This window comes from Serratia sp. OS31, from assembly GCF_014164835.1.
GTDB classification, from domain to species: Bacteria; Pseudomonadota; Gammaproteobacteria; order Enterobacterales; family Enterobacteriaceae; genus Serratia; species Serratia liquefaciens_A.
Genome location: NZ_JACJFQ010000006.1, coordinates 116,741 through 141,105, shown reverse-complemented (window position 1 = coordinate 141,105; position 24,365 = coordinate 116,741). Strand labels below are relative to the sequence as shown.

At 56.1% G+C, this 24,365-nt stretch carries 32 protein-coding genes; 17 read left to right on the top strand and 15 right to left on the bottom strand.

What is annotated here, in order from left to right; translation table 11 throughout:
• Positions 1 to 19 precede the first annotated feature (19 nt).
• The gene (gene rnk / locus H5P17_RS07850) at positions 20 to 430 is read right to left on the bottom strand and encodes a nucleoside diphosphate kinase regulator (protein ID WP_020831894.1); all 411 of its coding nucleotides are present in this window, start codon (positions 428 to 430) and stop codon (positions 20 to 22) included.
• A 425-nt stretch (positions 431 to 855) separates the two neighbouring features.
• Here rnk and H5P17_RS07845 point away from each other — a divergent pair, with 425 nt between their 5' ends.
• The 10 genes from H5P17_RS07845 to H5P17_RS07800 all read left to right on the top strand — a co-directional run bounded on the left by H5P17_RS07845 (position 856) and on the right by H5P17_RS07800 (position 9,807).
• Positions 856 to 1,203 carry a glycine dehydrogenase gene (locus tag H5P17_RS07845; RefSeq protein WP_182822186.1) on the top strand — a complete coding sequence of 116 codons (348 nt, stop codon included), beginning with the start codon at positions 856 to 858 and terminating at the stop codon, positions 1,201 to 1,203.
• A gap of 35 nt (positions 1,204 to 1,238) precedes the next feature.
• Positions 1,239 to 1,604, top strand: coding sequence for a glycine-rich SFCGS family protein (locus H5P17_RS07840; RefSeq protein WP_012147075.1), 366 nt, complete (start codon positions 1,239 to 1,241; stop codon positions 1,602 to 1,604).
• Positions 1,604 to 1,900 carry a DUF4312 family protein gene (locus H5P17_RS07835; protein WP_182822184.1) on the top strand — a complete coding sequence of 99 codons (297 nt, stop codon included), beginning with the start codon at positions 1,604 to 1,606 and terminating at the stop codon, positions 1,898 to 1,900. Before H5P17_RS07840 ends, H5P17_RS07835 begins: the two co-directional genes overlap by 1 nt.
• Before the next feature lie 30 nt (positions 1,901 to 1,930).
• The gene (locus H5P17_RS07830; RefSeq protein WP_012147073.1) at positions 1,931 to 2,707 is read left to right on the top strand and encodes a DUF4311 domain-containing protein; all 777 of its coding nucleotides are present in this window, start codon (positions 1,931 to 1,933) and stop codon (positions 2,705 to 2,707) included.
• Between the two features lie 11 nt (positions 2,708 to 2,718).
• The gene (locus tag H5P17_RS07825) at positions 2,719 to 3,369 is read left to right on the top strand and encodes a DUF4310 family protein (RefSeq protein ID WP_044553683.1); all 651 of its coding nucleotides are present in this window, start codon (positions 2,719 to 2,721) and stop codon (positions 3,367 to 3,369) included.
• 66 nt (positions 3,370 to 3,435) lie between these two features.
• Positions 3,436 to 4,575, top strand: coding sequence for an amidohydrolase/deacetylase family metallohydrolase (locus tag H5P17_RS07820; RefSeq protein ID WP_182822181.1), 1,140 nt, complete (start codon positions 3,436 to 3,438; stop codon positions 4,573 to 4,575).
• The gene (locus H5P17_RS07815; RefSeq protein ID WP_182822180.1) at positions 4,559 to 5,677 is read left to right on the top strand and encodes a DgaE family pyridoxal phosphate-dependent ammonia lyase; all 1,119 of its coding nucleotides are present in this window, start codon (positions 4,559 to 4,561) and stop codon (positions 5,675 to 5,677) included. Before H5P17_RS07820 ends, H5P17_RS07815 begins: the two co-directional genes overlap by 17 nt.
• Entirely contained in the window at positions 5,674 to 6,414 is a 741-nt protein-coding gene (locus H5P17_RS07810) for a KDGP aldolase family protein (RefSeq protein WP_182822178.1), read from the top strand. Before H5P17_RS07815 ends, H5P17_RS07810 begins: the two co-directional genes overlap by 4 nt.
• A 207-nt stretch (positions 6,415 to 6,621) precedes the next feature.
• Positions 6,622 to 7,839, top strand: a complete 1,218-nt coding sequence (locus H5P17_RS07805; protein ID WP_182822176.1) for a lactonase family protein — start codon at positions 6,622 to 6,624, stop codon at positions 7,837 to 7,839.
• Positions 7,840 to 7,890: 51 nt separating this feature from the next.
• Positions 7,891 to 9,807 carry a transcription antiterminator gene (locus H5P17_RS07800; RefSeq protein WP_182822174.1) on the top strand — a complete coding sequence of 639 codons (1,917 nt, stop codon included), beginning with the start codon at positions 7,891 to 7,893 and terminating at the stop codon, positions 9,805 to 9,807.
• Between the two features lie 16 nt (positions 9,808 to 9,823).
• Here the strand turns inward: H5P17_RS07800 and H5P17_RS07795 are convergent, their stop codons facing one another.
• The 14 genes from H5P17_RS07795 to H5P17_RS07730 form a co-directional block, all read right to left on the bottom strand.
• The gene (locus H5P17_RS07795; protein ID WP_182822172.1) at positions 9,824 to 10,246 is read right to left on the bottom strand and encodes a type II toxin-antitoxin system HigA family antitoxin; all 423 of its coding nucleotides are present in this window, start codon (positions 10,244 to 10,246) and stop codon (positions 9,824 to 9,826) included.
• Complete coding sequence (locus H5P17_RS07790; RefSeq protein ID WP_182822241.1) at positions 10,243 to 10,554, bottom strand: type II toxin-antitoxin system HigB family toxin; 312 nt, start codon at positions 10,552 to 10,554, stop codon at positions 10,243 to 10,245. Before H5P17_RS07790 ends, H5P17_RS07795 begins: the two co-directional genes overlap by 4 nt.
• Before the next feature lie 473 nt (positions 10,555 to 11,027).
• Positions 11,028 to 11,300 (bottom strand): PTS phosphocarrier protein NPr, encoded by a 273-nt coding sequence (gene npr, locus H5P17_RS07785; protein ID WP_044553677.1) that lies wholly within the window; start codon positions 11,298 to 11,300, stop codon positions 11,028 to 11,030.
• Positions 11,297 to 12,151: an RNase adapter RapZ gene (gene rapZ, locus H5P17_RS07780; RefSeq protein ID WP_012147065.1), complete on the bottom strand. Its 855-nt coding sequence runs from the start codon at positions 12,149 to 12,151 to the stop codon at positions 11,297 to 11,299. The genes npr and rapZ overlap by 4 nt, the downstream gene beginning before the upstream one ends.
• A gap of 131 nt (positions 12,152 to 12,282) precedes the next feature.
• Positions 12,283 to 12,744, bottom strand: a complete 462-nt coding sequence (ptsN, locus tag H5P17_RS07775) for a PTS IIA-like nitrogen regulatory protein PtsN (RefSeq protein WP_099062098.1) — start codon at positions 12,742 to 12,744, stop codon at positions 12,283 to 12,285.
• Between the two features lie 158 nt (positions 12,745 to 12,902).
• Complete coding sequence (gene hpf / locus H5P17_RS07770; protein WP_004948547.1) at positions 12,903 to 13,190, bottom strand: ribosome hibernation promoting factor; 288 nt, start codon at positions 13,188 to 13,190, stop codon at positions 12,903 to 12,905.
• Positions 13,191 to 13,213: 23 nt separating this feature from the next.
• Positions 13,214 to 14,647 carry an RNA polymerase factor sigma-54 gene (gene rpoN, locus H5P17_RS07765; RefSeq protein WP_044553676.1) on the bottom strand — a complete coding sequence of 478 codons (1,434 nt, stop codon included), beginning with the start codon at positions 14,645 to 14,647 and terminating at the stop codon, positions 13,214 to 13,216.
• 50 nt (positions 14,648 to 14,697) lie between these two features.
• Positions 14,698 to 15,423, bottom strand: coding sequence for an LPS export ABC transporter ATP-binding protein (gene lptB / locus H5P17_RS07760; protein ID WP_020831867.1), 726 nt, complete (start codon positions 15,421 to 15,423; stop codon positions 14,698 to 14,700).
• 6 nt (positions 15,424 to 15,429) lie between these two features.
• Positions 15,430 to 15,969 (bottom strand): lipopolysaccharide ABC transporter substrate-binding protein LptA, encoded by a 540-nt coding sequence (lptA, locus tag H5P17_RS07755; protein WP_020831865.1) that lies wholly within the window; start codon positions 15,967 to 15,969, stop codon positions 15,430 to 15,432.
• A complete protein-coding gene (gene lptC, locus H5P17_RS07750) occupies positions 15,938 to 16,516 on the bottom strand; it encodes an LPS export ABC transporter periplasmic protein LptC (RefSeq protein ID WP_044553675.1) in 579 nt (192 codons plus the stop codon). Before lptC ends, lptA begins: the two co-directional genes overlap by 32 nt.
• Positions 16,513 to 17,067 (bottom strand): 3-deoxy-manno-octulosonate-8-phosphatase KdsC, encoded by a 555-nt coding sequence (gene kdsC, locus H5P17_RS07745; protein ID WP_044553674.1) that lies wholly within the window; start codon positions 17,065 to 17,067, stop codon positions 16,513 to 16,515. Before kdsC ends, lptC begins: the two co-directional genes overlap by 4 nt.
• Before the next feature lie 17 nt (positions 17,068 to 17,084).
• The gene (kdsD, locus tag H5P17_RS07740) at positions 17,085 to 18,071 is read right to left on the bottom strand and encodes an arabinose-5-phosphate isomerase KdsD (RefSeq protein WP_044553673.1); all 987 of its coding nucleotides are present in this window, start codon (positions 18,069 to 18,071) and stop codon (positions 17,085 to 17,087) included.
• Between the two features lie 124 nt (positions 18,072 to 18,195).
• The gene (locus H5P17_RS07735) at positions 18,196 to 19,182 is read right to left on the bottom strand and encodes a calcium/sodium antiporter (RefSeq protein WP_182822171.1); all 987 of its coding nucleotides are present in this window, start codon (positions 19,180 to 19,182) and stop codon (positions 18,196 to 18,198) included.
• A gap of 20 nt (positions 19,183 to 19,202) precedes the next feature.
• Positions 19,203 to 19,487 (bottom strand): hypothetical protein, encoded by a 285-nt coding sequence (locus tag H5P17_RS07730; RefSeq protein WP_182822170.1) that lies wholly within the window; start codon positions 19,485 to 19,487, stop codon positions 19,203 to 19,205.
• Here H5P17_RS07730 and mlaF point away from each other — a divergent pair.
• The 7 genes from mlaF to murA all read left to right on the top strand — a co-directional run bounded on the left by mlaF (position 19,486) and on the right by murA (position 24,300).
• Entirely contained in the window at positions 19,486 to 20,301 is an 816-nt protein-coding gene (gene mlaF / locus H5P17_RS07725; RefSeq protein ID WP_129941635.1) for a phospholipid ABC transporter ATP-binding protein MlaF, read from the top strand. The two genes, H5P17_RS07730 and mlaF, sit on opposite strands and share 2 nt — an antisense overlap.
• A 4-nt stretch (positions 20,302 to 20,305) precedes the next feature.
• Positions 20,306 to 21,088 (top strand): lipid asymmetry maintenance ABC transporter permease subunit MlaE, encoded by a 783-nt coding sequence (gene mlaE, locus H5P17_RS07720; RefSeq protein ID WP_044553668.1) that lies wholly within the window; start codon positions 20,306 to 20,308, stop codon positions 21,086 to 21,088.
• Positions 21,089 to 21,092: 4 nt separating this feature from the next.
• The gene (gene mlaD, locus H5P17_RS07715; protein ID WP_041415008.1) at positions 21,093 to 21,644 is read left to right on the top strand and encodes an outer membrane lipid asymmetry maintenance protein MlaD; all 552 of its coding nucleotides are present in this window, start codon (positions 21,093 to 21,095) and stop codon (positions 21,642 to 21,644) included.
• 14 nt (positions 21,645 to 21,658) lie between these two features.
• Positions 21,659 to 22,288, top strand: a complete 630-nt coding sequence (gene mlaC, locus H5P17_RS07710) for a phospholipid-binding protein MlaC (protein ID WP_182822169.1) — start codon at positions 21,659 to 21,661, stop codon at positions 22,286 to 22,288.
• On the top strand, positions 22,288 to 22,590 hold the full coding sequence (gene mlaB, locus H5P17_RS07705) for a lipid asymmetry maintenance protein MlaB (protein ID WP_044553664.1): 303 nt from the start codon (positions 22,288 to 22,290) through the stop codon (positions 22,588 to 22,590). The genes mlaC and mlaB overlap by 1 nt, the downstream gene beginning before the upstream one ends.
• Before the next feature lie 140 nt (positions 22,591 to 22,730).
• Positions 22,731 to 22,985: a BolA family iron metabolism protein IbaG gene (ibaG, locus tag H5P17_RS07700; RefSeq protein ID WP_044553663.1), complete on the top strand. Its 255-nt coding sequence runs from the start codon at positions 22,731 to 22,733 to the stop codon at positions 22,983 to 22,985.
• Between the two features lie 55 nt (positions 22,986 to 23,040).
• Positions 23,041 to 24,300: a UDP-N-acetylglucosamine 1-carboxyvinyltransferase gene (gene murA / locus H5P17_RS07695; protein ID WP_020831849.1), complete on the top strand. Its 1,260-nt coding sequence runs from the start codon at positions 23,041 to 23,043 to the stop codon at positions 24,298 to 24,300.
• Positions 24,301 to 24,365 lie beyond the last annotated feature (65 nt).

The following is a 24,365-nucleotide window of genomic DNA, read 5'->3' as shown; positions in this document are numbered from 1 at the left end:
TCACCGCCCTGAAAACCGCTTAGCGGTGGTATTCACCCGCCGCTTCCGGCTGGTACAACAGTTCCAGCACTTCGATACGTGCTTCTTCACCGTTTGGCAACTGCCAGGTAATCTGGTTGCCGATGTGCATGCCCAGCAGCGCTGCGCCCAGCGGCGCCATCACCGACAGCTGTTCGTGGCTGTCCTTCAGCGAAGCCGGGTAAACCAGCGTACGCACGTGTTCTTCTGCCGTATGCAGATCGCGGAAACGTACGCGGCTGTTCATGGTCACTACGTTGGCCGGGATCTGGGACGGCGGCAGAATTTCGGCGCGATCCAGCTCGATGTTCAGCGCAGCCGCGACATCGGTGTTGGCAAAGGCCGGTTGTTCCAATAGCGCATCCAGGCGTTCCGCATCCAGCTCATTAATAGTAATGGTTGGCTTGGTCATTCCACTCTCCAGTCAAATCAAAAGGCGTCGGGTAACGCGCCCATAAATTCGGAAAAACAGCACAAAAGCAAAACCCCCGCGCCAGAGGTACGGGGGTGTTGTTGATGTCGAATTGTCTTACCGATAGTAGGCGGTTAAGCCGGGAAAAGAAAGAGATCCCGATCACGAAGCTTTTCACCGCCCATGGCTCAACTGGAAACCTTTTGTGGCGATATCTTTTTGTAATCTAATTGAATTATCTGGCAGAGGCTTATTTTGCGAAATGGATCCCTGACGGTCACTGAATTTCCACTTTCAACTGGAAAAAAACAGAGTACACAGAATATCTCCCCGGGGTTAGGGTAAAGGCATCAGAGAAGGCGGCTTATTCAGGTGATGCGCTGTGCGACTTACGGAATCATGTTTGGATCTAGGGGAACTGAAAAGTGAATGATGGATCTGCTGCGAGAGAAAATAGTGAACAATCTGACGTCAGCACGGCCGGAGCGATAACCGAACGGGTGCTGGCTGATATTACCGCCATGCTAAACGCCGAAGACATTTATACCAATGCGGTGCAGCAACAGATGCTGGAGTCGCATATTCGCGCCATGGTGTTGCGTTCAATCACCGGCGAGCCATTACCGGAAGTGGATAAATCACTGTTTGACGAGATCTCGGCGGAATCTATGCAAATGGCGGAACGGGTAGTCGACCAGTTCACCACTCTGCCGATTGAAGAGGCCTATTTGCTTTCCGTACATTTTGAAGTGGCAAAAGATAATAACCAATAGTTTTTAGCGAATTAAATTAATCAGGAGAAAATACCATGGGTCAGATTACCGTAGTGATTGGCGATCGTTTGGGTAAAGGTCAGAAAGTGGGTCAGGGCATTGAAAATGCAGGTGGAAAAGCCATCGTGATCCCCGGCGTGGCGGCTGACATGAAGCTGGGCGACGTGATGAAAGCGGAAGGCGCACAGCTGGGGATTTCTTTCTGCGGCAGCGGCGGCGCGGGTGCCATTACCGCACAAACTAAATACGGCTACAAAGCCAAATACGGCATGCGCTCCATTGATGAGGGCGTGACGGCAATAAACGAAGGCTGCACCGTATTGGGTTTTGGTTTTATGGATAAAGAAGAGCTGGGTCAAAGGCTGGTTGAAGCCTACGTCAAAAAACACGGCAACCCGTAATGAAAGAACAATATACAACGTCGGTAAAGGTGGAGGGTAAGGGCGACAGCAAAGCGAAAGCTTTTGCTTCCGCCTTGGCCAATGTGCAGGGCGCGGTATTAAAATCCACCAGTAATATTCTGCTGCGTATTGAACCGCAGGATGTCAGCGTATTAAAAGCAGAAGAGAAAATAACAAAAGAAAAATTTCTGTTTTTCTTTCTGCCGCGCGAAAGAAAAAGCTACTCCGTGGCTCTGGAAATAACCGTGAACGTGACAATGATCAATACAGAAAAAGTTGTCTTCGTCACGAAATAAAAACGTTAGCATAAATCAAAGGGTATACTGATGTTTTTAATCATCTTATTTAAGTCGCTTATTATCGGCGGACTGGTGGGGGTTGGCGTAGGGGCCGGCGCCGCACGTATGTTCCATGCTCCGACGACACAGGGCATGGGGGCTTTCCGCACCTTGGGCGAGCTGAACTCCTGCGAGGGCGATCCGGCTTCCCACTTCTCATTCGGTCTGGGCTTCTTCTTCAACGCCTGGGCGTCTTCCGTGGCGGCAGGGGCCTTCACGCAGGACGTTGACCACCGCATTATTCCACACTGGGGCGCGGCTGCGTTGATGGTCAAAAACCGCAATCTGGCGCAAACGCTGCACGATCCGAAAAAAATGGCTATCGCCTGCGGCATCATCGGCATGCTGGTTGTGGCCTTCCTGAATACCACGGCTTCCGCCGTGCCTGCCGCATTGCAGGTGACGGCGATCAAGGTGCTGGTGCCGGCAGCGAACTTGCTGGTGAATACCGTGATGCCGGTGATCTTCTGGCTGGCGGCGATCGACGCCGGACGCCGTTCCGGCTTCTGGGGCACCATCTTCGGCGGCCTGGCGCAGCTGATCATGGGCAACGCCGTACCGGGTCTGGTGCTGGGCATTCTGATCGGTAAAGGCGTGGAAGAGAGCGGCTGGAACAAAATCACCAAGATCATGATGGCGGTGATCGTGCTGCTGTTCGTGCTGAGCGGGTTCTTCCGCGGCTTTGACATGAAAGTCCTCGAGTCCTTCAGCCTCGGCGTGCCGGGTTGGTTGGACGCCATTCACAACACCCTGAGCGGTAAATAAGGAGCTGGAAAATGGAAGAACAAACCCAAAAAGGCTTCTGGTATGCCGACTGGTCATTCCCGATTTTTGTTGGCCTGCTCTCCTCCGGCGTGTTCGCCGGGACGCACATGTACTACCTGTATGGCATCGGCGCGTTTAACGAAGTCGCCTTCGTTTCCATGCTGCGTGCGGGAATGGACACCGGCGTTTACGGTGCCGTGGCGGCCTTCGGCGCCAGCTTCCTGTTTGCGCGCATCATTGAAGGTTCGCTGGTGGGGATCCTGGACATCGGCGGTGCGATCCAGACCGGCGTGGGGCTGGGGGTTCCGGCGCTGCTGCTGGGGGCGGGGATCATCTTCCCGGTCGCTAACTTCGCCGCCTCGCTGGTGACCGGCCTGGTGATTGGCCTGGCGATTGGCTACCTGATCATTTTGGCGCGTAAATTTACCATCAATCAGAGCAACTCCACCTACGGGGCGGACGTGATGATGGGCGCCGGTAACTCTTCGGGGCGTTTCCTGGGGCCGTTGATCATCTTGTCGGCGATGACCGCTTCCATTCCGATCGGTATCGGCTCGCTGCTTGGCGCCTTGCTGTTCTATATCTGGAATAAGCCGATCACCGGTGGGGCGATCCTCGGTGCGATGCTGTTAGGGGCCATTTTCCCGGTAGCTATCGTTTAATCACGAGCGTGATTGCTGAGGACGGTACGCGGTGCCGTCCTCAGGCAGGAAAAGGAGTAATGCGGTATGTATGACTTAGTAATCAGACGCGCCAGGCTGGCGGATGATCGGCTGGTGGATCTGGCGGTCAAGGACGGCAAGATTGCCGAGGTGGGGCAGTTAGCCGACGATGTCCACGCTCATCGGAACCTGGATCTGGCGGGCAACTGCCGCCTGAGCGCCGGCTGGATCGACTCCCACGTGCACTGCTACCCCTCTTCGCCGATTTACCATGACGAACCGGACTTGGTCGGCACGGCCTGTGGCGTCACCACGGTGGTGGATGCCGGCAGCACCGGCACCGACGACGTGGATGCGTTTTATACGCTGACGCGCAGCACCAAAACCAACGTTTTCGCCTTCCTGAATATTTCGCGCATTGGCCTGCTGCGTCAGAACGAACTGGCTGATTTGGCAGACATCGATAAGCAGAAAGTCAGCCAGGCGATCGACAAACATGCCGGTTTTGTCATCGGCATCAAGGCGCGCATGAGCAGCAGCGTGGTCGGCCAGAACGGCATTCGACCGCTGGTGCTGGCCAAAGAGATCCAGCAAGAAAATAACCTGTTGCCGCTGATGGTGCATATCGGCAATAACCCGCCGGATCTGGATGAAATCGCCGATCTGCTGACCCGTGGCGACATTATCACTCACTGCTACAACGGCAAACCGAATCGCATTCTGACGCCGGCGGGCACGCTGCGTGAGTCTATCCAGCGCGCGCTAAAGCGCGGCGTCTTGCTGGATGTTGGCCACGGCACCGCCAGCTTCAGCTTCGAGGTGGCGCGGCAGGCGATAGCGCTCGGCATTTTGCCGCATACCATCAGCTCCGATATCTACTGCCGTAACCGAATGACCGGGCCGGTACACAGCCTGGCGACGGTGATGTCCAAATTCTTCAGCGTGGGGCTGTCGCTGCCGCAGGTGATTGCCTGCGTGACGGAAAATGCCGCCTCGGCGCTGCACCTGTCCCATAAGGGGCGGCTGGAACTGGGTTGCGATGCCGATTTCACGCTGTTCGAGCTCCGTCAGGGGCCACAGGTGTTCGCCGATTCAGAAGGGCAGTCGGCCGAGGGTCAACAATTGCTGGTTCCGTTGGCCGCCGTGGTGGCCGGGGAAATCCTATTAACCGATGAAGGGAAAGCCGCTCATGTCTTCGATTTATGAAAAATATAATTTAAAACAGGTCATCAACACTTCAGGTCGCATGACTGCACTCGGCGTGTCCACGCCGCGCCAGGACGTTATCGACGCCGTGGATTACGGCATGAACCACTACTTCGAAATCAAGGATCTGGTCGACAAGACCGGCGCTTACATCGCCAACCTGCTGAATGTCGAAAACGCGGTGGTAGTTTCCTGCGCCTCGGCGGGCATCGCCCAGTCAGTGGCGGCGCTGATCGTCAAAGACAACGCCAACCTGTTGGTGAACCTGCACTCCGCACCTATTACCGTTCCGCGCGAAATCGTGTTGCCGCGTGGCCATAACGTCAACTTTGGTGCCCCGGTCGATACCATGGTGGCGCTGGGCGGGGGGAAGGTGGTTGAAGCCGGCTACGCCAACGAGTGTTCTGCCGAGCAGCTAGAGGCCTGCATCACGCCGCAAACGGCGGCGATCCTCTATATAAAGTCACACCACTGCGTGCAGAAAAGCATTCTTTCCGTTGAGCAGGCGGTGGTGGTGGCGCGCAAACATAACCTGCCGCTGATCGTCGATGCCGCGGCGGAAGAAGATCTGCTGTGCTACTACCAGATGGGGGCCGACCTGGTGGTTTACAGCGGCGCCAAGGCCATCGAAGGCCCCACCAGCGGTCTGGTGATTGGCAGGAAACAGTACGTCGAATGGGTGAAGCTGCAAACCGGCGGTATCGGCCGGGCGATGAAGGTCGGTAAAGAGGGCATCCTCGGCCTGACGCAGGCGATCGAAAGCTACCTGCGGCTGGAGAAAACCACCGGACAGCAGATGGTGGAAAGAATGACGCCGTTTATCGACAGTCTGAACACCCTGGCCGGTATCAGCGCCAAAACCGTCTGGGACAGCGCCGGGCGTGATATTGCACGGGCAGAAATCACGTTCGACGAAGCGGTGCTGGGATGGTCGACCTACGACATCGTGCAGGCGCTGAAAACCGGCGAGATCGCCATCTACTTCCGCGGTTATAAAGCTAACGAAGGCAAGATTGAAGTGGACGTGCGCAGCGTTGACCAGCAACAGCTGATGACCGTTTTCACCTGCATTAAAAATCTGTTCAAGGAGAAACAAGCATGAAGCTGCAACCTAACTACTATCGCGACCGCGTGTGTCTCAACGTGTTGGCCGGTTCGAAAGACAACGCGCAGGAGATTTATGCGGCGGCAGAAGGGCATGTGCTGGTGGGGGTGCTTTCCAAGAACTACCCAGACGTCGACAGTGCAGTTGCAGACATGCAGCGCTATGCGCGACTGATTGAGAACGCGTTGTCGGTGGGGCTGGGCGCAGGCGATCCTAAGCAATCGGCGATGGTCAGTCTGATTTCCCAGAAAGTGCAGCCGCAGCACGTCAATCAGGTGTTTACCGGTGTGGGTGCCAGCCGTGCGCTGCTGGGCCAGAATGACAGCGTGGTGAACGGTCTGGTGTCGCCAACCGGCCGCGTTGGCTGGGTGAAGATTTCGACGGGGCCGTTGAGCGCTGCCGCGCCGGACGGCATTGTGCCGGTGGAAACCGCCATCGCCTTGTTGAAAGACATGGGCGGCAGTTCAATCAAATATTTCCCGATGGGCGGACTGGCATGCAGAGAAGAATACGAGTATGTCGCCAAGGCCTGTGCCGAGCATGACTTTATGCTGGAACCTACCGGCGGTATCGATCTGGAAAACTTCGAGCCGATCGTCGAGATCGCATTGGCTGCCGGCGTGAAGCGCGTGATCCCGCACATCTACAGTTCAATCATCGATTCCGCCACCGGTAACACCCGCCCACAGGACGTGAAAGCCCTGCTGGCGACCACCAAAAAGCTGGTGGGGTAAAGCGCATTATCGGATGACGTAAGGCAGGGAGGCGCAGGCTCTGTATCCCCAGGCGCGGGCACACCGCGCCACTATCTTTCCCCTCTGGCTTTCAAGTTGCAGCTAGGCGGCCAGCTTATTCATCCCCAGGCGTTTACTTTTGGGGTGAGTGAGTGCAGATAACAACGCTGTGGCTTGAAAGGCGACGGGTATACCATCAGGATAACTATGCGAAACTGGCAAACTTCTTCCACCCTGCGAACTGCAGTCACTCTGGCGCTGCTGGCGATGGCTAGCCCGGCGCTTCATGCTGAGGATGCAATGAAATCTACGTCATCTCATTTTGCTTATATCGGTACTTACAACCCTAACGGTGAAGGTGTTTACCGGGTGCAGGTCGATCCGGTCAGCGGTGTACTGAGCGCCAGTACGTTGGCCAGCAGCCAGCCGAATCCGGCGCAGCTTACCGTGGATGCCAAAGGCCAGACGCTGTATGTCGCCAGTGAAGTGGCGGACTTTAACGGGACTCAACACGGCGGCATTATCGCTTACCGCATCAATCCGACGGACGGCAGCCTGACCCAGCTCAATCAGGTTGATTCGCAGGGGGCGGGGCCGGTTTATCTTTTCCTGACGCCAAACGGGCGCCACCTGCTGGTGGCAAACTACGTCAGCGGCACCGTAGCGGTTTTCCCGGTTGAGGACGACGGCAAGCTGGGCAAGGCCAGTTCGGTGCAGCAACAGCAAGGGCCGGCAGGGGCCGGCAAGCCGGAGGCGGCGGTGGAGGGGAGTTTTGCCATCAGCGATCACAATGGCCCGCATGCGCATATGATCGCCAGCGATCCGAGCGGCAAGTTTGTATTCTCTACCGATCTGGGGCTGGATCGTATTTATCAATGGCGCTTTGACGACGCCAGCGGCCAGTTAACGCCGAACGATCCGCCGTGGATCGCGGCATCTTCTGCCGGCGCCGGGCCGCGTCATTTCGTGTTCCATCCGGACGGGAAAACCGTGCTGCTGGTGAATGAAGAGGCTTCCACGCTGACCAGCTACCGTTTTGATAATCAAAAAGGTACTCTGAAACAGTTGCACGTGGTCTCTTCGCTGCCTGCCGATTATAAAGGCACCAACTTCGCCGCCGGCCTGGTCCTGAGCGAGGATGGCAAAAACCTATACGTGGCCAATCGGCTGCACAACAGCATTGCGCAGTTCAGCGTGGGCAGCGGCGGTGAGCTGCATTCGGTGGCGGAAACCTGGACGCGCGGAGATTATCCGCGATCGCTTACGCTGAGCCCGGACGGGCGTTATCTGTATGCGATGAATCAACGCAGCGATAACGTCACCCGTTTCAGCGTGGATAAGGCCAGTGGCAAACTCAGCTTTGTTGAAGGCTATACGCCGGTGGGCAGTCCCTCGCAAATGGTGTTCTTGCCGCTTGCCAAGTAACTTGTTGCCCGCCGGATCCTCCTGGCGGGCACTCTAATTGACGGAAAGAGAATGGTGCGATTTCCCTACCCGCGTTTGGCCTATCTGTTTGATGCTTTGCAGTCCGAAACCTTGCCTCAGGATGAGCTGGCGAAGCGCTTCGCTGTGTCCACCCGAACCGTACGCGCTGACATCACCGCGCTGAACGATATTTTGGAAAAGTATGGTGCGCACTTTGTGCATAGCCGCGGGGCGGGCTATCGCCTGCAGGTGGATGACGCCAGGTTGTTCAGCGCCCTGCAGCATCAGGAGCGTAAAAAGCACGCGACGCCGCGCAGCGCACAGGAGCGGGTGCACTATCTGCTGGTTCGTTTTTTGACCTCAGCCTTTTCTCTGAAGCTGGAAGATTTAGCCGATGAATGGTTTGTCAGCCGCGGCACGCTGCAAAACGACATGGCTGAGGTGAGGGAGCGCCTGGCACACTATCAATTGACCATCGAGACCAAGCCGCGCTACGGCATGAAGCTGTTCGGCTCGGAGATGGCGATCCGTGCCTGTCTGACCGACTTGTTATTCCAACTGCATTTGGCCGACGCCGAGAACCCGTTGCTTAACAATGAGATCCTGCGGCAACCGCAGGTGGCGACCTTTGCCGGGCTGCTGCATCCGCTGCTGTCGCAATATGCTATTCGTCTGACCGACGAAGGTGAGCAGTACCTGATTTTCTACTGTGCGGTGGCATTGCGGCGTATTACCGACGGCTATCCGCTGCCGGACTTTGACGTTGAGGACGGTGATGACGCGGTGCGCAAGGCCTCTACCTGGTTAGCCGGGGAGTTACGCAAAGCCAGCGGCAAAGAGGTCTCGGTGGCGGAGGAGGCTTATCTGCGGGTCAATATCGCCGCGCGTCGCGTGCAGGAGGTGCAGCCGACCGAGATCAACGCCGACGATGAAGAGGCGCTGGTGGATTACATCCTGTCGTATATCAATTCGCACTATAACTACAACCTGCAGGGGGACAAACAGCTGCGGGCCGATCTGCTCACCCACATCAAAACCATGATCACCCGGGTGAAGTACCAGATTAATATCCCCAACCCGTTGTTGGCGAACATCAAGCAGCACTACCCGATGGCCTACGACGTAACGCTGGCGGCCGTATCGAGCTGGGGAAAATACACGCCTTACACCCTGAGTGAAAACGAGATCGGCTATTTGGTGCTGCACATTGGCGTTGGCCTGGAGCGGCATTACAACATCGGCTACGAACGCCATCCGCAGGTGATGTTGGTCTGCGATACCGGCAACTCGACGGTCCGGATGATCCAGGCGCAAATCGCACGCAAATACCCGCAGTTGGTGATGACGCGCATCGTTTCGCTACGCGATTACGAGGTGCTCAATCATATCGACGAAGACTTTGTCATTTCCAACGCGCGGGTCAGCGAAAAGAACAAACCGGTAGTAGTGATGTCGCCGTTCCCGACCGAATATCAGCTCGAACAGCTGGGTAAGCTGGTGCTGGTGGATCGCACCAAGCCCTATATGCTGGAGAAGTTTTTCGACGCCGACCATTTTATGGTGGTGAACGAGCCGCTGACTCAGGCGCAATTGTTTCAGAAAGTGTGCAGCCAACTTGAGCGCGAAGGCTACGTGGGTGATGACTTTTATCCGTCGGTCGTAGAGCGCGAGGCGATTGTTTCCACGCTGCTGGGCGAGGGGATCGCACTGCCGCACTCGCTGGGCCTGTTGGCGAAAAAAACCGTGGTGGTGACGTTGCTGGCACCGCAGGGTGTGGTCTGGGGAGAGGGCGAAATCGCCCACGTGATCTTCCTATTGGCGATCAGCAAAAGCGATTACGAAGAAGCGATGGCAATTTACGAACTGTTCGTCACCTTTGTACGTGAACGCTCAATGAGCCGCCTGTTGGGCAGCGACAACTTCGACAGCTTCAAGGCGGTGGCGCTGGACTGCTTGAGCCGGATCTAGCACTGGGGTTCCCTCCCTAACGGGTTTCTGGCAAGAACAAGGCCGGCGGCAGGTTGAAACGTTTTGCCAGCGCCATGATATGGGGGATGGTCAGCGATCGCTTTCCGCTTAGAATTTGGCTCACCAGTGACTTTTTGCCGATCTCGTTTTCGAAGTCGCTTTGGCTGAGACCGTATTGCTCCATCAGTACGCTGAGCGCGGCTACGCCTTGCGGTAGCTGTGCGATGCGCTGATTGAACTCCGCAAAATCAGGGCTGTTATCTTCATACTCGGCGATCTTGGCTGCCAGAACGTCAATCAGCGGGTGGCGCTCGTCGGTTTCAAGCAGGTGTTCCACTAACGCCAGAGCATCACGGTAATCCTGCGGCGAGGTGCTACCACCTAACAAGGGAATGGCGCGCAACAGCTCATGGGTGGCCTTAAGCGCATCGGTGATCATTTTGGGTTCCTCCGGTACTGCTGCAGTAATCTGTCGTACTCTGCGTGAGTCACTATCTGTTTAACAAATATTTTCTGGGTATCAAAGCTGGCAAAGAATAAGATCCTGAGATGATTTCCTCCGACATCAATGACCCACCATTTTGCTTTGTACTTCATTCGGTCCAGGCTGGGGAAAAGGGATTTTAATTCTTCCGGTGTATGGAACGTCCCTCGGCGCAGCGTTTTGTAGATTGTGTTGAGAGAGGCTGCTTCGTTGGGGTAGCGGATAGCGGCCTCGTTGAACGGTTCCCTTGAAATTATATGCATCGCTCCCTCATTCATGCCCTGTCATCATTGTAGCGGCTGAGCTATTAGTTCACAAATTGTAAACTTCATTGTTTGTCTCTGCGGCGAACGGCGGCGTAATATGTCGGTGTTTTGCTGTTGAGAAGTCACTGTAGATTTATTATTAAATAATAAAATCAGTTTGTTATGGTTGTTGCAATCGTTGGGATCGGTTTTGCAGAGAGGCAAGATGTTTCTATTTGGTATGCACGGGGAATTGGGGATGTCTCACAAATGTTGAACGCGCCTTGATGGGCGCGTTTAGGTTATTGACAAAGGGGGATAAAAGCGTGGTTTTTCCCCCTTTGTGTTATCAGCCGAAAATCAATAAATTGATTTTCCTAATTTATTTTCAAAACCTTTAACGTCTGCCGCCAAACATTATATGTTTGTCAACAGTCTGAACGCGCCTTGATGGGCGCGTTCTTGATACTGGCTTCTTCGCTGCGTGGAAACTAGTCTTCGTCAAAACCGGAATTAATCAGCTCAACCACTGCGGCCAGCGCTTTTACCTCATCCGGGCCGGTGGCTTCCACCTCGATATGGCGCCCCTGCGCGGAGTCCAGCATCAGCAGCGCAATCACGCTGCTGGCTTCGGCCTCGGTGCCGCTGTCGTTACGCAGCATCACTTCGGCGTCAAAACTCTGCACCAGCTCGAACAGCTTCATCGCCGGGCGGGCGTGCATGCCCAGTTTGTTTTTGATTTCAACCGTTTGCTTGACCGTCATTGTTTACGTTTTTCCAGCGTGCGGTGGCGCGATTGCACGTTCTTGCCGCGTGAGCGGAAGTAGTCGGCCAACTGTTCTGCCACGTAGACTGAACGGTGCTTACCGCCGGTACAGCCAATGGCCACCGTCAGGTAGCTGCGGTTGTTGGTTTCCAGCATCGGCAGCCACTGTTCCAGATAGCTGCGGGTCTGGTAGATAAAGTTGTGCACTTCAGTGTGGCGATCGAGGAATGAGGCGACGGGTTTATCCAGGCCGGTCATCGGGCGAAGTTTAGGGTCCCAGTGTGGGTTCGGCAGGAAACGCACGTCGAACACGTAATCGGCGTCGATCGGGATGCCGTGTTTAAAGCCGAAGGATTCAAACACCATGGTCAGTTCGCGCTCGCGTTTGCCCAGTAAACGGGTACGCAGCATTTCGGCCAGTTCATGCACCGACATTTCCGAGGTGTCGATGATCAGATCGGCCCGTGAACGCAGCGGCTCAAGCAGATCGCTTTCTTCGTCGATGGCGCTTTCCAGCGACAGGTTCTTGCTGGACAGCGGGTGTAAGCGGCGAGTATCACTGTAACGGCGGATCAGTGTGTTACGGTCAGCGTCGAGGAACAGCAACTGCGGCGAAAAGCTGTCCGGCAGTTGGGTCATCGCATATTCAAACACTTCCGGCGATTCCGGCATGTTACGCACGTCGATGCTTACCGCCGCGGAGCTGTTGCGTTCCGCCAGCGTATTGGCAAGCTGCGGCAGCAGTACCACGGGCAGGTTATCAACGCAGTAAAAACCCATGTCTTCCAGCGCCCGCAAGGCGACGGATTTCCCTGAACCGGAACGGCCGCTGACAATCATCAGCACCATGTGGCAACTCCCCCTGGCATCTCGGCGGCGTCTATCGCCACCGTTAGAAACTTTATTATTCCGGCCTGAACCGGAATCCATCATGGCTAAACAGTATCGTTATCCGGGCTGGAAGTCACGCCAGCCGGGCGTTACTCGGTGATGATTTGGTAAAGCTCTTCGTCACTTTGCGCCGCGCGCAGGCGACGGCATACTGTTTTGTCGGCCAGACGCTTGGCGACCAGAGACAGGGTATGCAAATGGGTTTTACATTGGTCGGCCGGCACCAGCAGGGCGAACAGCAGATCGACCGGCTGGTTATCAATGGCGTCGAAGGCGATAGGTTGGTCGAGACGAATAAACACGCCAACGGCCCGCAGTGTGTCCTCTTCCAGTTTGCCATGGGGAATGGCGATACCGTTGCCGATACCGGTGCTGCCCATGCGCTCGCGGGTGAGAACCGCGTCAAACACCACCTGGGGTGACAGGTTGAGCTGTTTGGCGGCCAGTTCGCTAATAATTTCCAAAGCCCGCTTCTTGCTGGTGCAATGTACAGAGCTTCTGGTGCACTCGATATTTAATACCGAGCTTAACTGCATTGTTTCGTTGTTCATCTCATCTTCACTTAAAACCACACCAGCAAGCAGGCTTGTGAGGTGATTTTTCGCCTTGTTTAACCCTGATGGCTTATCGGCGCGTACCCAAACAGGTAACGCGCCGATGGCCGAGGCTACGTTTGAGCCGTACCCGCTGACGGAAACGGCCCAGAATGTCAGTGTTGTTTCAGTTTGTCTTTATGTTTGTTCAATTGACGCGCCAGTTTGTCGATCAGGGTATCAATTGCCGCATACATGTTCTCGTCTTCCGAGGTGGCGTGCAACTCGCCTCCATTCACGTGCACCGTCGCTTCCGCAATCTGCTGCACTTTTTCCACACTAAGCACGACATACACCTGATTTATGCGGTCAAAATACTGTTCGAGTTTGGCGAACTTGGTGTTCACGAACTCACGCAAGGGTTCGGTGATTTCGATGTGGTGTCCGGTAATGTTGAGCTGCATAGTGTCTTCCTTCTCAATAGAGGTCAAACCAACTGTTTACGCTGGTTGGACGGCGGGATGGACAAAGACTCTCGGTACTTGGCGACGGTACGCCGTGCCACGATGATCCCCTGATCGGAGAGCAGGGTGGCCAGCTTGCTGTCGCTGAGCGGTTTGGCGGGGTTTTCCGCCGCAATCAATTTCTTCACCACCGCGCGGATCGCCGTAGAGGAAGCTTCGCCTCCGCTGTCGGTATTCACGTGGCTTGAGAAGAAATACTTCAATTCGAAAATGCCGCGCGGACTGTGCAAAAACTTCTGCGTGGTCACGCGTGAAATTGTCGATTCATGCATCTCCACGGCCTGAGCGATATCCGCCAGCACCATGGGCTTCATAAATTCCGCGCCTTGCTCAAAGAACGCCTGCTGCTGCTCGACGATGCAGCGCGAAACTTTCAGCAGGGTGTCGTTGCGGCTTTCCAGGCTCTTGATCAGCCATTTCGCTTCCTGCAGATTGCTGCGGATGTACTGACCGTCGCTGTCGTTACGCGCAGTGTTGCCCAGTGCGGCATACTGCTGGTTTATCTTCAGCCTTGGGATGCTGTCGCTGTTGAGCTCGACCGTCCACACATCCTGCACTTTGCGTACCAGCACGTCCGGGATCACGTACTCAGATTCGCCGGTGTTGATCGACTGGCCTGGACGCGGATCGAGTGACTGGATCAGCAGCATCGCTTCTTTCAGTGTATCTTCTTTTGAGCGCGTTGTTCGCATCAGGCTGCGAAAGTCGTGGTTCGCCAACAGGTCCAGATGTTCGCTGATGATCAGGCGTGCTTCTGCGAGGTAAGGGGTGTCTTTGGCATACTGGGAAAGCTGGACCAGCAGACAATCGCGCAGGTCGCGCGCCGCGACGCCAACCGGATCAAACCGCTGCACGCGCTTCAATACCGCTTCGACTTCGTCCATTGTCACATTCTCGTCACCGATGCTCTCCAGAATGTCTTCCAGCGGCACGGTGAGATAGCCGGTGTCATCGACGGCGTCGACGATTGAGGTGGCGATGGCGGCATCGGTATCGGAAAACGGCGTCAGATCCACCTGCCACATCAGGTAATCCTGCAGGGTTTGGGTGGTTTCGCCCTGATACACCGGCAGTTCATCGTCACTGTAATCGGTGCGGGTCCCTGACGGAGTGCCGGCGGTATAGATCTCGTCCCAGGTGGCGTCCAGCGGCAGCTCTTCGGGCATGTCCTTTTGCTCCAGCGCCTCCCGGGTGTCCAAACCTTCGGTTTCGGTGGTCTCTTTAGCGTCGATTTCTTCGTGCAAATCGGTTTGTTCAAGCAGTGGATTGCTCTCTAACGCCAGCTGTATCTCCTGCTGGAGCTCAAGCGTGGACAACTGCAGCAGGCGTATGGCCTGCTGGAGCTGGGGGGTCATGGCCAGTTGTTGGCTAAACCTGAGTTGCAAACCTTGCTTCATATTCTTCAGTCTACTTCCGTTAACAGTCGTCCATCAGGACGCGCCGGCACTCAGAGGCGGAATTCTTCGCCCAGATAAACGCGTTTTACCTGCTCATCGGCCAGAATAGCATCAGGCGTGCCGTGAGCAATCAGTTTGCCCTGGCTGACGATATAGGCGCGTTCACACACGTCCAGCGTTTCGCGCACGTTGTGGTCGGTGATCAGCACGCCCAGGCCGCTGTCACGCAAGTGCTCGATAATTTTTTTAATGTCGATAACGGAAATCGGGTCAACCCCGGCGAAGGGTTCATCCAGCAGGATGAATTTCGGGTTAGCCGCCAGCGCACGGGCGATCTCCACGCGGCGACGTTCGCCACCGGACAGCGCCTGGCCCAGGTTGTCGCGCAGGTGGGAGATATGGAACTCTTCCATCAGCTCTACCGCACGGTCCGCCCGCTGTTCGCTGCTGAGATCGTCACGGATCTCCAGCACTGCCATCAGGTTGTCGTAAACGCTCAGACGGCGGAAGATCGAGGCTTCCTGCGGCAGATAGCCGATGCCACGACGCGCACGGGCGTGCAGCGGCAGCAGGCTGATGTCTTCTTCGTCAATCACGATACGCCCGGCGTCACGCTGAACGATACCGACCACCATGTAGAAAGTGGTGGTCTTGCCGGCGCCGTTTGGCCCCAGCAGGCCGACGATTTCGCCGGATTTCACTTTCAGGCTGACGTCTTCAACGACTTTGCGGCCCTTGTAGGCTTTCGCCAGGTTTTCTGCGATGAGTGTAGCCATAAGTGATTAGTTACTCTTGTTTTGCCCGTTTTTGTCTTGCAACTGCGACGGTACCAGAACCGTAGTCACGCGTTTGCCTTTATCGCTAAACGCCTGCATTTGCTGCTGTTGCACCAGGTAGGTGATGCGATCGCCCTTGACGTTGCTGTCGAGCTGTTCCAGATAGGCGTTCCCGGTCAGGGTCACCAACTGAGACGCCACATCGTAACGCACCTTCTGAGCATGGCCTTTCACCGGCTTGCCGCTGTCTTGCATCTGATAGAAGGTGACCGGGTTGCCAAAGGCTTCAATATAAGTTTTGTTCTGATCGCCGCCCGGGCGGGTGACCACGACTTTGTCCGCTTTGATATCGATGGTGCCTTGTTTGATCACCACGTTATCAGTAAAGGTGCTGACGTTGCTCTGCATGTCCAGAGACTGTTTCAGCGAGTCGATGCTCACCGGCTGATTGGAGTCGGACTTCAGCGCCCATGCGGGGGCGCTGGCGGCCAAAATCAAGCTGCCGATTAACAGATTACGGCTTGGTTTGTTGGTTTTGAATTTCATAGTTGGTCTTAACCTTATCAATCAGCTCAGCGGTCTTGGCCCGCAGGTTCCCACGCATTTTCATGCCGTTAGAGGTGAAGTTCGTCCCGTAGAGCGTCACTTCGTCATCCGAAGCCACATCCTGGGTCACCAGGTTCACCTGAGCATTGTCTGTTTTAATTTTTTCCAGCTGCGACGTGGTGGTCAGGCTGTTCACCTCGACGTGGCCGTAAAGATACAGCATCCGGTCTTTAGTCAGTTTGGCGCGGTCGGCGCGAACTGACCAGGTGGCCACCGCGTTTTCATCAAACAGCGTCATCACCGGTTGGGTGAACCAGCTTAATTCATCGGCTGTATAGTACTTCACGTCTTCCGCCACCAGCTTGTAACTCAGCTTGCCGGTCGGATTGTACACTATGGTGACCGTATGCTGGCTCTGATAAGTCGGGTCCTGGCTGTTCACCGGCCCCGGAGCCGTATCATCACTGAAATCCGTCATGTTCCAGCCAATCAGCGCCAGTGCGATCACCGCCAGCAGCACGGTGATCCAAAGTTTGGTTTTACTCATATCGATAGCCCTTTGGCGTCTTCCAGCTTGTTTTGAGCCAAAAGAATAATGTCGCACAGCTCACGTACCGCACCGCGGCCGCCGGCAATGCGGGTAACATAATGGGCCCGTGGCGTCAGCAGCGGGTGCGCATCTGCCACCGCGACCGCCAGGCCAACCTGCGCCATCACCGGCCAGTCGATCAGGTCGTCGCCGATATAGGCGACCTGATCTGCCGTCAGCGACAGTGTATCCAACAGTTCGCGGAAGGCCAAAAGCTTATCGGATTGCCCTTGATAAAGGTGCGTGATGCCGAGCGTTTTAGCCCGGTCTTCCAACAGCTTGGCGGAGCGACCGGTAATGATTGCCACTTCGATATCCGAGGTTTTCAGGCAGCGGATGCCGTAACCGTCGCGTACGTTAAACGCTTTTAATTCTTCGCCATTGTTGCCCATGAAAATCAGGCCGTCTGACAGCACGCCGTCGACATCACAAATCAGCAGGCGGATTTTGCCGGCACGCGCCATGACCTCTTGCTCTACAGGCCCGTAGCAGGTTTCAACCAGACTCATTGAGTTCTCTTCCATAGTTAAACGACGCCGGCGCGCAGCATGTCATGCATATGTACCACACCCAGCAATTGGTCGCCATCGGCAACCAGCAGTGCGGTGATGTGACGTTGCTGCATCAGATTCAGCGCGTCGACCGCCAGCAGGTTCGGGCGTACCCGCACGCCGCCGAGCGTCATGACATCGACAATGCGGGCCTCGTTGAGATTGATGCCCATATCGAAAATCCGGCGCAGGTCACCGTCGGTGAAGATACCGGCAATTTTCATCAAATCATCGCAGATAACCGTCATGCCCAGATTTTTTCGGGTAATTTCCAGCAGCGCGTCGCGCAGCGATGCATCGGCGCTGACGTGAGGAATTTCATCGCCGCTGTGCATGATGTCGCATACGCGCAGCAGCAGGCGGCGGCCCAGAGCGCCCCCTGGGTGCGATAACGCAAAATCTTCCGGCGTGAAACCGCGAGCTTTTAACAGTGCGACGGCCAACGCATCGCCCATCACCAACGTGGCGGTGGTGCTGGTGGTCGGCGCCAGGCCGAGTGGGCAGGCTTCCTGTGGCACCTTGATGCACAGGTGAATATCCGCCGCCTTGCCCATCGAACTTTCCGGGTTGTTGGTCATGCAGATCAGCGGGATACGCTGACGTTTCAACACCGGGATCAGCGCCTGTATTTCGTTGGACTCACCCGAATTGGAAATGGCGAGCACGATATCCTGTGCGGTGACCATGCCGAGATCGCCATGGCTGGCCTCGGCCGGATGAACAAAGAACGACGGCGTTCCGGTGCTGGCGAAGGTGGCGGCAATCTTGCAGCCGATGTGCCCGGATTTACCCATGCCCATCACAACCACTTTGCCGCTGCATTCGGCGATCAACTCGCAGGCGCGGGTAAAGTCTGCATTGATGTATTGATCGAGCTGGGCCAGCCCGTCACGCTCAATCTGCAGCACTTCTTTGCCTGCCTGCTGAAAATCAAAGCCCGGTTGCAACTGAATGTTCGACATGCTCATTCCCATCGGTCATACCCGTCATCTCTCAAATTACAGCGCCGTATCCACTCATCCCGGTGACTTACCTGAGCAGGCACCTGGGGATGAGTGAGTTTGTCGCCTGGCTGCAACTTGAAAGCTAGAGGCTATAGCTAAATGAATTGAAAGGGTTAAAAAACAGCACCGCAAGGTACGCAATAAAACCACATAATAACAGAGCGCCGGCCAGATGACCGATGCGATGTTTGCGCCCGATGCACAGGGCGCTGAGCACAATGCTGACGGCCAGCATGACCCAGTAATCGCGATGGAAGGCGGCACCATCGACGGTCCCCGGAGACAGCAGGGCGGGCACGCCCAGCACGATCACCGTGTTGAAAATGTTGGAGCCGATGATATTGCCAATCGCCATATCATCTTCGCCCTTGAGTGCGCCGGCGATCGACGTGGCCAGCTCCGGCAGGCTGGTGCCGATGGCAATGACGGTCAGGCCCACCACCAACTCACTCATACCGAAATAGTGCGCGATGACCGTGGCGTTATCGACCACCATTTTGGAAGACAGCGGCAGAATGATAAACGCCAGCACCAGCCACAACACCGCCACGGTGTTGCTGCTGTCCTGCGGCAGTTCGGCGAGTTGCTCCACGGTCAGGCTGTCGCTGCCTTCACGCTGCGCCAACCGGGCAATTTTCAACATCAACAGAATAAATATCGCGGCGGCGGCCAACAGCAGCACGCCATCCTGCCGGCTCAGCGTGCCGTCCATCAGCACGAAACCGCACAATACTGTGACCGCCAACATCAGCGGCAGTTCGCGCCGCAACACTTCGGATCGCGCCGCCAGCGGGTGTATCAGCGCGGCAACGCCGAGGATCAGCAAAATATTCGTGATGTTGGAACCTAATACGTTCCCCACGGCCATATCGATTTGCCCGTTCAATGCCGCAGTGGTCGACACAAACAGCTCCGGCAGTGAAGTGCCGATGCCGACGATGGTCATACCGATAATCAGCGGTGGCACGCCGAGTGAACGGGAAATTACCGCAGCACCGTAAACTAAGCGGTCTGCACCATATACCAGTAAAAATAAACCAACGATTAATAAAGCTATCGCGAGAAACATGCAGGGTCCTTTGTTGGGTATCATCCCGGTTCGTTGGTTAAAAGCCGTAATTCGGCTATCTTGCTTTGCCCTCCGTTGCGCAGGTTAAAACCGCAGCAACGGGTTTTCCCGGCTAATATATGAACACTTTCGTTTTTTTTCGTTATGGCGCCAATTTTGACCGGGTGGCGCGTAAAAGTAAAACCTATGGCACCATTGGTAGCGAAATGGCGGTAAGTTTTTGTAAAGATGAGACGCATTGCGCCCGTTGCTTTAACATCGTGGGTAGATTTGGCAAAAATGACCCGTAAAGGATCAATTAACATGCACCAGAAGGCAGAGAATCTGGTCGAAGTTCGCGACATGACGTTCTCGCGCGGCGATCGACTGATATTCGAAGATATCAACCTGACGGTTCCCCGTGGCAAGGTCACGGCGATCATGGGGCCGTCCGGTATTGGCAAAACGACGCTGCTGCGTCTGATCGGCGGTCAGCTGGCACCGGACAGCGGTGAAATCTGGTTTGATGGCGATAACATTCCCGCGTTGTCTCGCCATCAACTGTATGAAGCGCGCAAGAAAATGAGCATGCTGTTTCAGTCTGGCGCGCTGTTTACCGATCTGACGGTGTTCGAAAACGTGGCTTACCCGCTGCGGGAACATAGCCGTTTGCCGGAGCCCATTCTGCGCAGCACGGTGATGATGAAGCTGGAAGCGGTGGGGCTGCGGGGAGCGGCCGATCTGATGCCGAATGAATTGTCAGGCGGCATGGCGCGGCGAGCTGCGCTGGCGCGTGCGATTGCGCTCGATCCGGAGATGATCATGTTCGACGAGCCTTTCGTCGGCCAGGATCCCATCACCATGGGCGTGCTGGTCAAGCTGATCGATGAGCTGAATCACGCGCTGGGCATCACCTGCATCGTGGTTTCGCATGACGTGCCGGAAGTGCTGAGCATCGCCGACTACGCTTACATTGTGGCCGATCATCGGGTGATAGCCGAAGGCACGGCGCAGCAATTACAGAACAATCCTGATGCACGCGTGCGCCAGTTCCTGGATGGTATTGCCGATGGGCCGGTACCCTTCCGTTATCCGGCCGGCGATTACCAGGCCGAGCTGTTAGGTTTAGGGAGTAAATAAGCTGATGTTATTACGGGCGTTAGCGTCGTTAGGACGCCGTGGCATCAACACCAGCGCCAGCTTTGGGCGCGCCGGGTTGATGCTGTTCAACGCGCTGGTCGGGCGGCCTGAGCCGCGCAGGCAGTGGCCACTGTTGCTCAAGCAGTTGCACAGCGTTGGCGTGCAGTCGCTGCTGATCATCGTGGTTTCCGGGTTGTTTATCGGTATGGTGCTGGGGTTGCAGGGCTATCTGGTGCTCACCACTTACAGCGCCGAAGCCAGCCTGGGCATGATGGTGGCGTTATCGCTGCTGCGTGAACTGGGCCCGGTGGTCACCGCGCTGCTGTTTGCCGGACGTGCCGGCTCTGCATTGACGGCCGAAATTGGCCTGATGAAGGCAACGGAACAAATCTCCAGTCTGGAAATGATGGCCGTCGATCCGCTGCGGCGTATCGTTGCGCCGCGCTTCTGGGCCGGTTTGATCAGCATGCCATTGCTGACGATGATTTTTGTCGCTATCGGCATCTGGGGCGGCTCGGTGGTTGGCGTAGACTGGAAGGGCATTGACAGCGGCTTCTTCTGGTCGGCCATGCAGGGCGCCGTTGAGTGGAAAAAAGACCTGCTCAATTGCCTGATCAAGAGCGTGGTATTTGCCATCACCGTGACCTGGATTGCCATCTTCAACGGGTATGATGCCGTACCGACCTCTGAAGGGATAAGCCGGGCAACGACCCGTACCGTGGTACATTCGTCACTGGCGGTGTTGGGATTGGATTTCGTGCTGACAGCACTGATGTTTGGGAATTGATTCGATGCAAACGAAGAAGAGTGAAATCTGGGTTGGGGCATTTATGCTGATTGCGCTGTGCGCCATCGTGTTTCTGTGCCTGCAAGTGGCGAACATTAAGTCGATCGGTAACGAGCCGACATACCGCATCTATGCGACCTTCGATAACATCGGCGGTCTGAAAGCGCGTTCTCCGGTGAAAATCGGCGGTGTGATGATTGGCCGAGTGGCTGATATCACGCTCGATCCTAAAACCTATACGCCGCGCGTAGCCCTGGATATCCAGGATAAATACGACCAGATCCCGGACACCAGCTCGCTGGCTATCCGCACCTCCGGCCTGCTGGGGGAGCAATATCTGGCGCTGAACGTCGGTTTTGAAGATCCGGACATGGGCACGGCCATTTTGAAAGACGGCGGTACTATTCAGGACACCAAATCAGCCATGGTTCTGGAAGATCTGATCGGCCAGTTCCTGTATAAGAGCGGCGGTCAGGATGATGCAGCCAAAACGGGAGACGCGGCTGCTCAGCCGGCTGCCGGCGCTGCCCCGCAAGCCGCTGCCCCTATTCATTAAGAGAGGAAACCTGCATGTTTAAACGTTTACTTATGGTTGCCCTGCTGGTGGTCGCACCGCTGGCGAATGCGGTCGATCAGACCAATCCTTACAGCCTGATGCAAGACGCGGCTGAGAAGACCTTCACCCGTCTGAAAACCGAGCAGCCGAAGATCAAGCAGGACCCGAACTACCTGCGTTCCGTGGTGCATCAGGAGCTGATGCCGTTTGTGCAGGTCAAATATGCCGGTGCGCTGGTGCTGGGCCGTTTTTACAAAGAAGCGACGCCGGCGCAGCGTGAAGCCTACTTCACCGCATTCCAGTCCTATCTGGAACAGGCTTACGGCCAGGCGCTGGCGATGTACCACGGCCAAACTTATCAGATTGAACCCGAGAAGCCGCTGGGCGACGCCAGCATTGTGGCGATCCGCGTGACCATCATCGACAACGGCGGTCGTCCGCCGGTGCGTCTGGACTTCCAGTGGCGCAAAAACACCAAAACCGGTCACTGGCAGGCCTATGACATGATCGCCGAAGGCGTCAGCATGATTACCACCAAGCAGAACGAGTGGGCTTCTACGCTGCGTACCCAGGGGATCGACGGCCTGACCAAGCAACTGCAAGCGGCGGCGGCTCAGCCGATTACGCTGGATCAGAAAAACTGATGTCAGCGGCACTCAGCTTTGAATCGCAGCAACAGACCCTGATCCTGCGCGGTGCACTGGATCGGGAAACGCTGCTGCCGCTGTGGGAACAGCGGGAAACGTTGCTGGCGGATAAAACCGCTATCGACGTGACTCAACTGCAGCGGGTGGACTCGTCCGGGCTGGCACTGCTGGTGCATCTGCGCGAACAGCAGCGCCAACATGGCGTGGAGTTAAAAATTTCTGGCGCCGGCGATCGCCTGAAAACGCTGATCGCATTGTACAATCTGCAAGCAATAATGCCTGTCGATACCGCTGGTTAGCCCGATTTTCGACTGGATGAAGACGTTTTCTCCCCAGAAAGCCCCTGTACAACAGGGGCTTTTTCTTTAGTTTAAGAAAACGTCGTATTCCACTAAGATATCAGGCTGATTATGATCCTTTTGATACAGAACTGGATACTATGGAAAATAGCGAGATTAAAGATGTGCTGATGCGCGCATTGGCACTGGAAGAAGCACATGTTACCGGCGACGGCAGCCATTTTCAGGTGATCGTGGTCGGTGAGCTGTTTGCCGCCATGAGCCGCGTCAAGAAACAACAGACGGTCTATGCGCCGCTGATGGAATACATTGCGGACAACCGTATTCACGCCTTGTCGATTAAGGCGTACACCCCTGAAGAGTGGCAGCGAGATCGCAAACTCAACGGATTTTAAGGCTGTTTGCCCAGCGGGGCGGGCAGCGTCAGTTTAGATAACAGAGAGTAGTCAAATGGATAAATTTCGTGTGCAGGGCCGGACCCGCCTCAGCGGTGAAGTGGCTATTTCCGGGGCTAAAAACGCCGCCCTGCCGATCCTGTTCGCCGCATTGTTAGCGGAAGAGCCGGTCGAGTTGCAGAATGTCCCGAAGCTGAAGGACATCGACACCACCATTAAGCTACTCAGCCAATTAGGCACCAAGATTGAACGCAACGGCTCCGTATTCGTTGACGCCAGCGGCGTGAACGAGTTCTGTGCGCCCTACGATCTGGTGAAAACCATGCGCGCCTCTATCTGGGCGTTGGGGCCGTTGGTTGCCCGTTTCGGTCGTGGTCAGGTTTCTCTGCCGGGCGGCTGCGCCATCGGTGCGCGTCCGGTCGATCTGCACATTACAGGTCTGGAACAGCTCGGTGCAGAGATCAAACTGGAAGAAGGCTATGTTAAAGCTTCCGTCGATGGCCGCCTGAAGGGCGCGCACATCGTTATGGACAAGGTCAGCGTGGGCGCTACCGTGACCATCATGAGTGCTGCCACCCTGGCGACCGGTACCACCGTGATTGAGAATGCGGCGCGCGAACCGGAAATTGTCGATACCGCCAACTTCCTCAACACGCTGGGCGCAAAAATCACCGGTGCCGGCAGTGACCGCATTACCATCGAGGGCGTTGAACGTCTGGGCGGCGGCGTTTACCGCGTTCTGCCGGATCGCATCGAGACCGGCACTTTCCTGATTGCTGCAGCCGTTTCCGGCGGCAAGGTGATGTGTCGCGACACCCGTCCTGATACGCTGGATGCCGTGTTGGCCAAGCTGCGCGAAGCCGGTGCGGATATCGAAGTGGGCGAAGACTGGATCAGCCTGGATATGCATGGCAAACGCCCTAAAGCGGTGACCGTGCGTACTGCGCCACACCCGGGGTTCCCGACCGATATGCAGGCTCAGTTCAGCCTGCTGAACCTGGTTGCGGAAGGCACCGGCGTGATCACCGAAACCATCTTTGAAAACCGCTTCATGCATGTGCCTGAGCTGATCCGCATGGGCGCACACGCTGAGATCGAGAGCAACACCGTGATTTGCCACGGCGTTGAGCAACTGTCGGGTGCTCAGGTGATGGCGACCGATCTGCGTGCTTCTGCCAGCCTGGTATTGGCCGGTTGCATCGCCGACGGCGTGACCGTGGTCGATCGTATCTATCACATCGACCGTGGTTATGAGCGTATTGAAGACAAGCTGCGCGCGCTGGGTGCTAATATCGAGCGTGTGAAAGGCGAGTAATTTGTCTGACGCCGGGGCCTGGCTCCGGCGTAGTCAATGCAGTATTGAGGGCTCGGCATTGCCGG

Bases quoted from the DNA above. Each gene is read 5' to 3' on its own strand.
- hpf (WP_004948547.1), bottom strand. From the start codon at position 13,190: ATGCAGCTCAACATTACCGGACACCACATCGAAATCACCGAACCCTTG.
- mlaE (WP_044553668.1), top strand. From the start codon at position 20,306: ATGTTATTACGGGCGTTAGCGTCGTTAGGACGCCGTGGCATCAACACC.
- lptA (WP_020831865.1), bottom strand. From the start codon at position 15,969: ATGAAATTCAAAACCAACAAACCAAGCCGTAATCTGTTAATCGGCAGC.
- rnk (WP_020831894.1), bottom strand. From the start codon at position 430: ATGACCAAGCCAACCATTACTATTAATGAGCTGGATGCGGAACGCCTG.
- H5P17_RS07805 (WP_182822176.1), top strand. From the start codon at position 6,622: ATGCGAAACTGGCAAACTTCTTCCACCCTGCGAACTGCAGTCACTCTG.
- H5P17_RS07800 (WP_182822174.1), top strand. From the start codon at position 7,891: ATGGTGCGATTTCCCTACCCGCGTTTGGCCTATCTGTTTGATGCTTTG.
- H5P17_RS07840 (WP_012147075.1), top strand. From the start codon at position 1,239: ATGGGTCAGATTACCGTAGTGATTGGCGATCGTTTGGGTAAAGGTCAG.
- H5P17_RS07795 (WP_182822172.1), bottom strand. From the start codon at position 10,246: ATGATCACCGATGCGCTTAAGGCCACCCATGAGCTGTTGCGCGCCATT.
- murA (WP_020831849.1), top strand. From the start codon at position 23,041: ATGGATAAATTTCGTGTGCAGGGCCGGACCCGCCTCAGCGGTGAAGTG.
- mlaC (WP_182822169.1), top strand. From the start codon at position 21,659: ATGTTTAAACGTTTACTTATGGTTGCCCTGCTGGTGGTCGCACCGCTG.
- kdsD (WP_044553673.1), bottom strand. From the start codon at position 18,071: ATGTCGAACATTCAGTTGCAACCGGGCTTTGATTTTCAGCAGGCAGGC.
- rpoN (WP_044553676.1), bottom strand. From the start codon at position 14,647: ATGAAGCAAGGTTTGCAACTCAGGTTTAGCCAACAACTGGCCATGACC.
- H5P17_RS07735 (WP_182822171.1), bottom strand. From the start codon at position 19,182: ATGTTTCTCGCGATAGCTTTATTAATCGTTGGTTTATTTTTACTGGTA.
- mlaF (WP_129941635.1), top strand. From the start codon at position 19,486: ATGCACCAGAAGGCAGAGAATCTGGTCGAAGTTCGCGACATGACGTTC.
- H5P17_RS07835 (WP_182822184.1), top strand. From the start codon at position 1,604: ATGAAAGAACAATATACAACGTCGGTAAAGGTGGAGGGTAAGGGCGAC.
- ibaG (WP_044553663.1), top strand. From the start codon at position 22,731: ATGGAAAATAGCGAGATTAAAGATGTGCTGATGCGCGCATTGGCACTG.
- H5P17_RS07810 (WP_182822178.1), top strand. From the start codon at position 5,674: ATGAAGCTGCAACCTAACTACTATCGCGACCGCGTGTGTCTCAACGTG.
- rapZ (WP_012147065.1), bottom strand. From the start codon at position 12,151: ATGGTGCTGATGATTGTCAGCGGCCGTTCCGGTTCAGGGAAATCCGTC.
- H5P17_RS07790 (WP_182822241.1), bottom strand. From the start codon at position 10,554: ATGCATATAATTTCAAGGGAACCGTTCAACGAGGCCGCTATCCGCTAC.
- H5P17_RS07830 (WP_012147073.1), top strand. From the start codon at position 1,931: ATGTTTTTAATCATCTTATTTAAGTCGCTTATTATCGGCGGACTGGTG.
- ptsN (WP_099062098.1), bottom strand. From the start codon at position 12,744: ATGAACAACGAAACAATGCAGTTAAGCTCGGTATTAAATATCGAGTGC.
- H5P17_RS07820 (WP_182822181.1), top strand. From the start codon at position 3,436: ATGTATGACTTAGTAATCAGACGCGCCAGGCTGGCGGATGATCGGCTG.
- kdsC (WP_044553674.1), bottom strand. From the start codon at position 17,067: ATGAGTCTGGTTGAAACCTGCTACGGGCCTGTAGAGCAAGAGGTCATG.
- H5P17_RS07825 (WP_044553683.1), top strand. From the start codon at position 2,719: ATGGAAGAACAAACCCAAAAAGGCTTCTGGTATGCCGACTGGTCATTC.
- lptC (WP_044553675.1), bottom strand. From the start codon at position 16,516: ATGAGTAAAACCAAACTTTGGATCACCGTGCTGCTGGCGGTGATCGCA.
- mlaB (WP_044553664.1), top strand. From the start codon at position 22,288: ATGTCAGCGGCACTCAGCTTTGAATCGCAGCAACAGACCCTGATCCTG.
- mlaD (WP_041415008.1), top strand. From the start codon at position 21,093: ATGCAAACGAAGAAGAGTGAAATCTGGGTTGGGGCATTTATGCTGATT.
- lptB (WP_020831867.1), bottom strand. From the start codon at position 15,423: ATGGCTACACTCATCGCAGAAAACCTGGCGAAAGCCTACAAGGGCCGC.
- H5P17_RS07815 (WP_182822180.1), top strand. From the start codon at position 4,559: ATGTCTTCGATTTATGAAAAATATAATTTAAAACAGGTCATCAACACT.
- H5P17_RS07730 (WP_182822170.1), bottom strand. From the start codon at position 19,487: ATGTTAATTGATCCTTTACGGGTCATTTTTGCCAAATCTACCCACGAT.
- npr (WP_044553677.1), bottom strand. From the start codon at position 11,300: ATGACGGTCAAGCAAACGGTTGAAATCAAAAACAAACTGGGCATGCAC.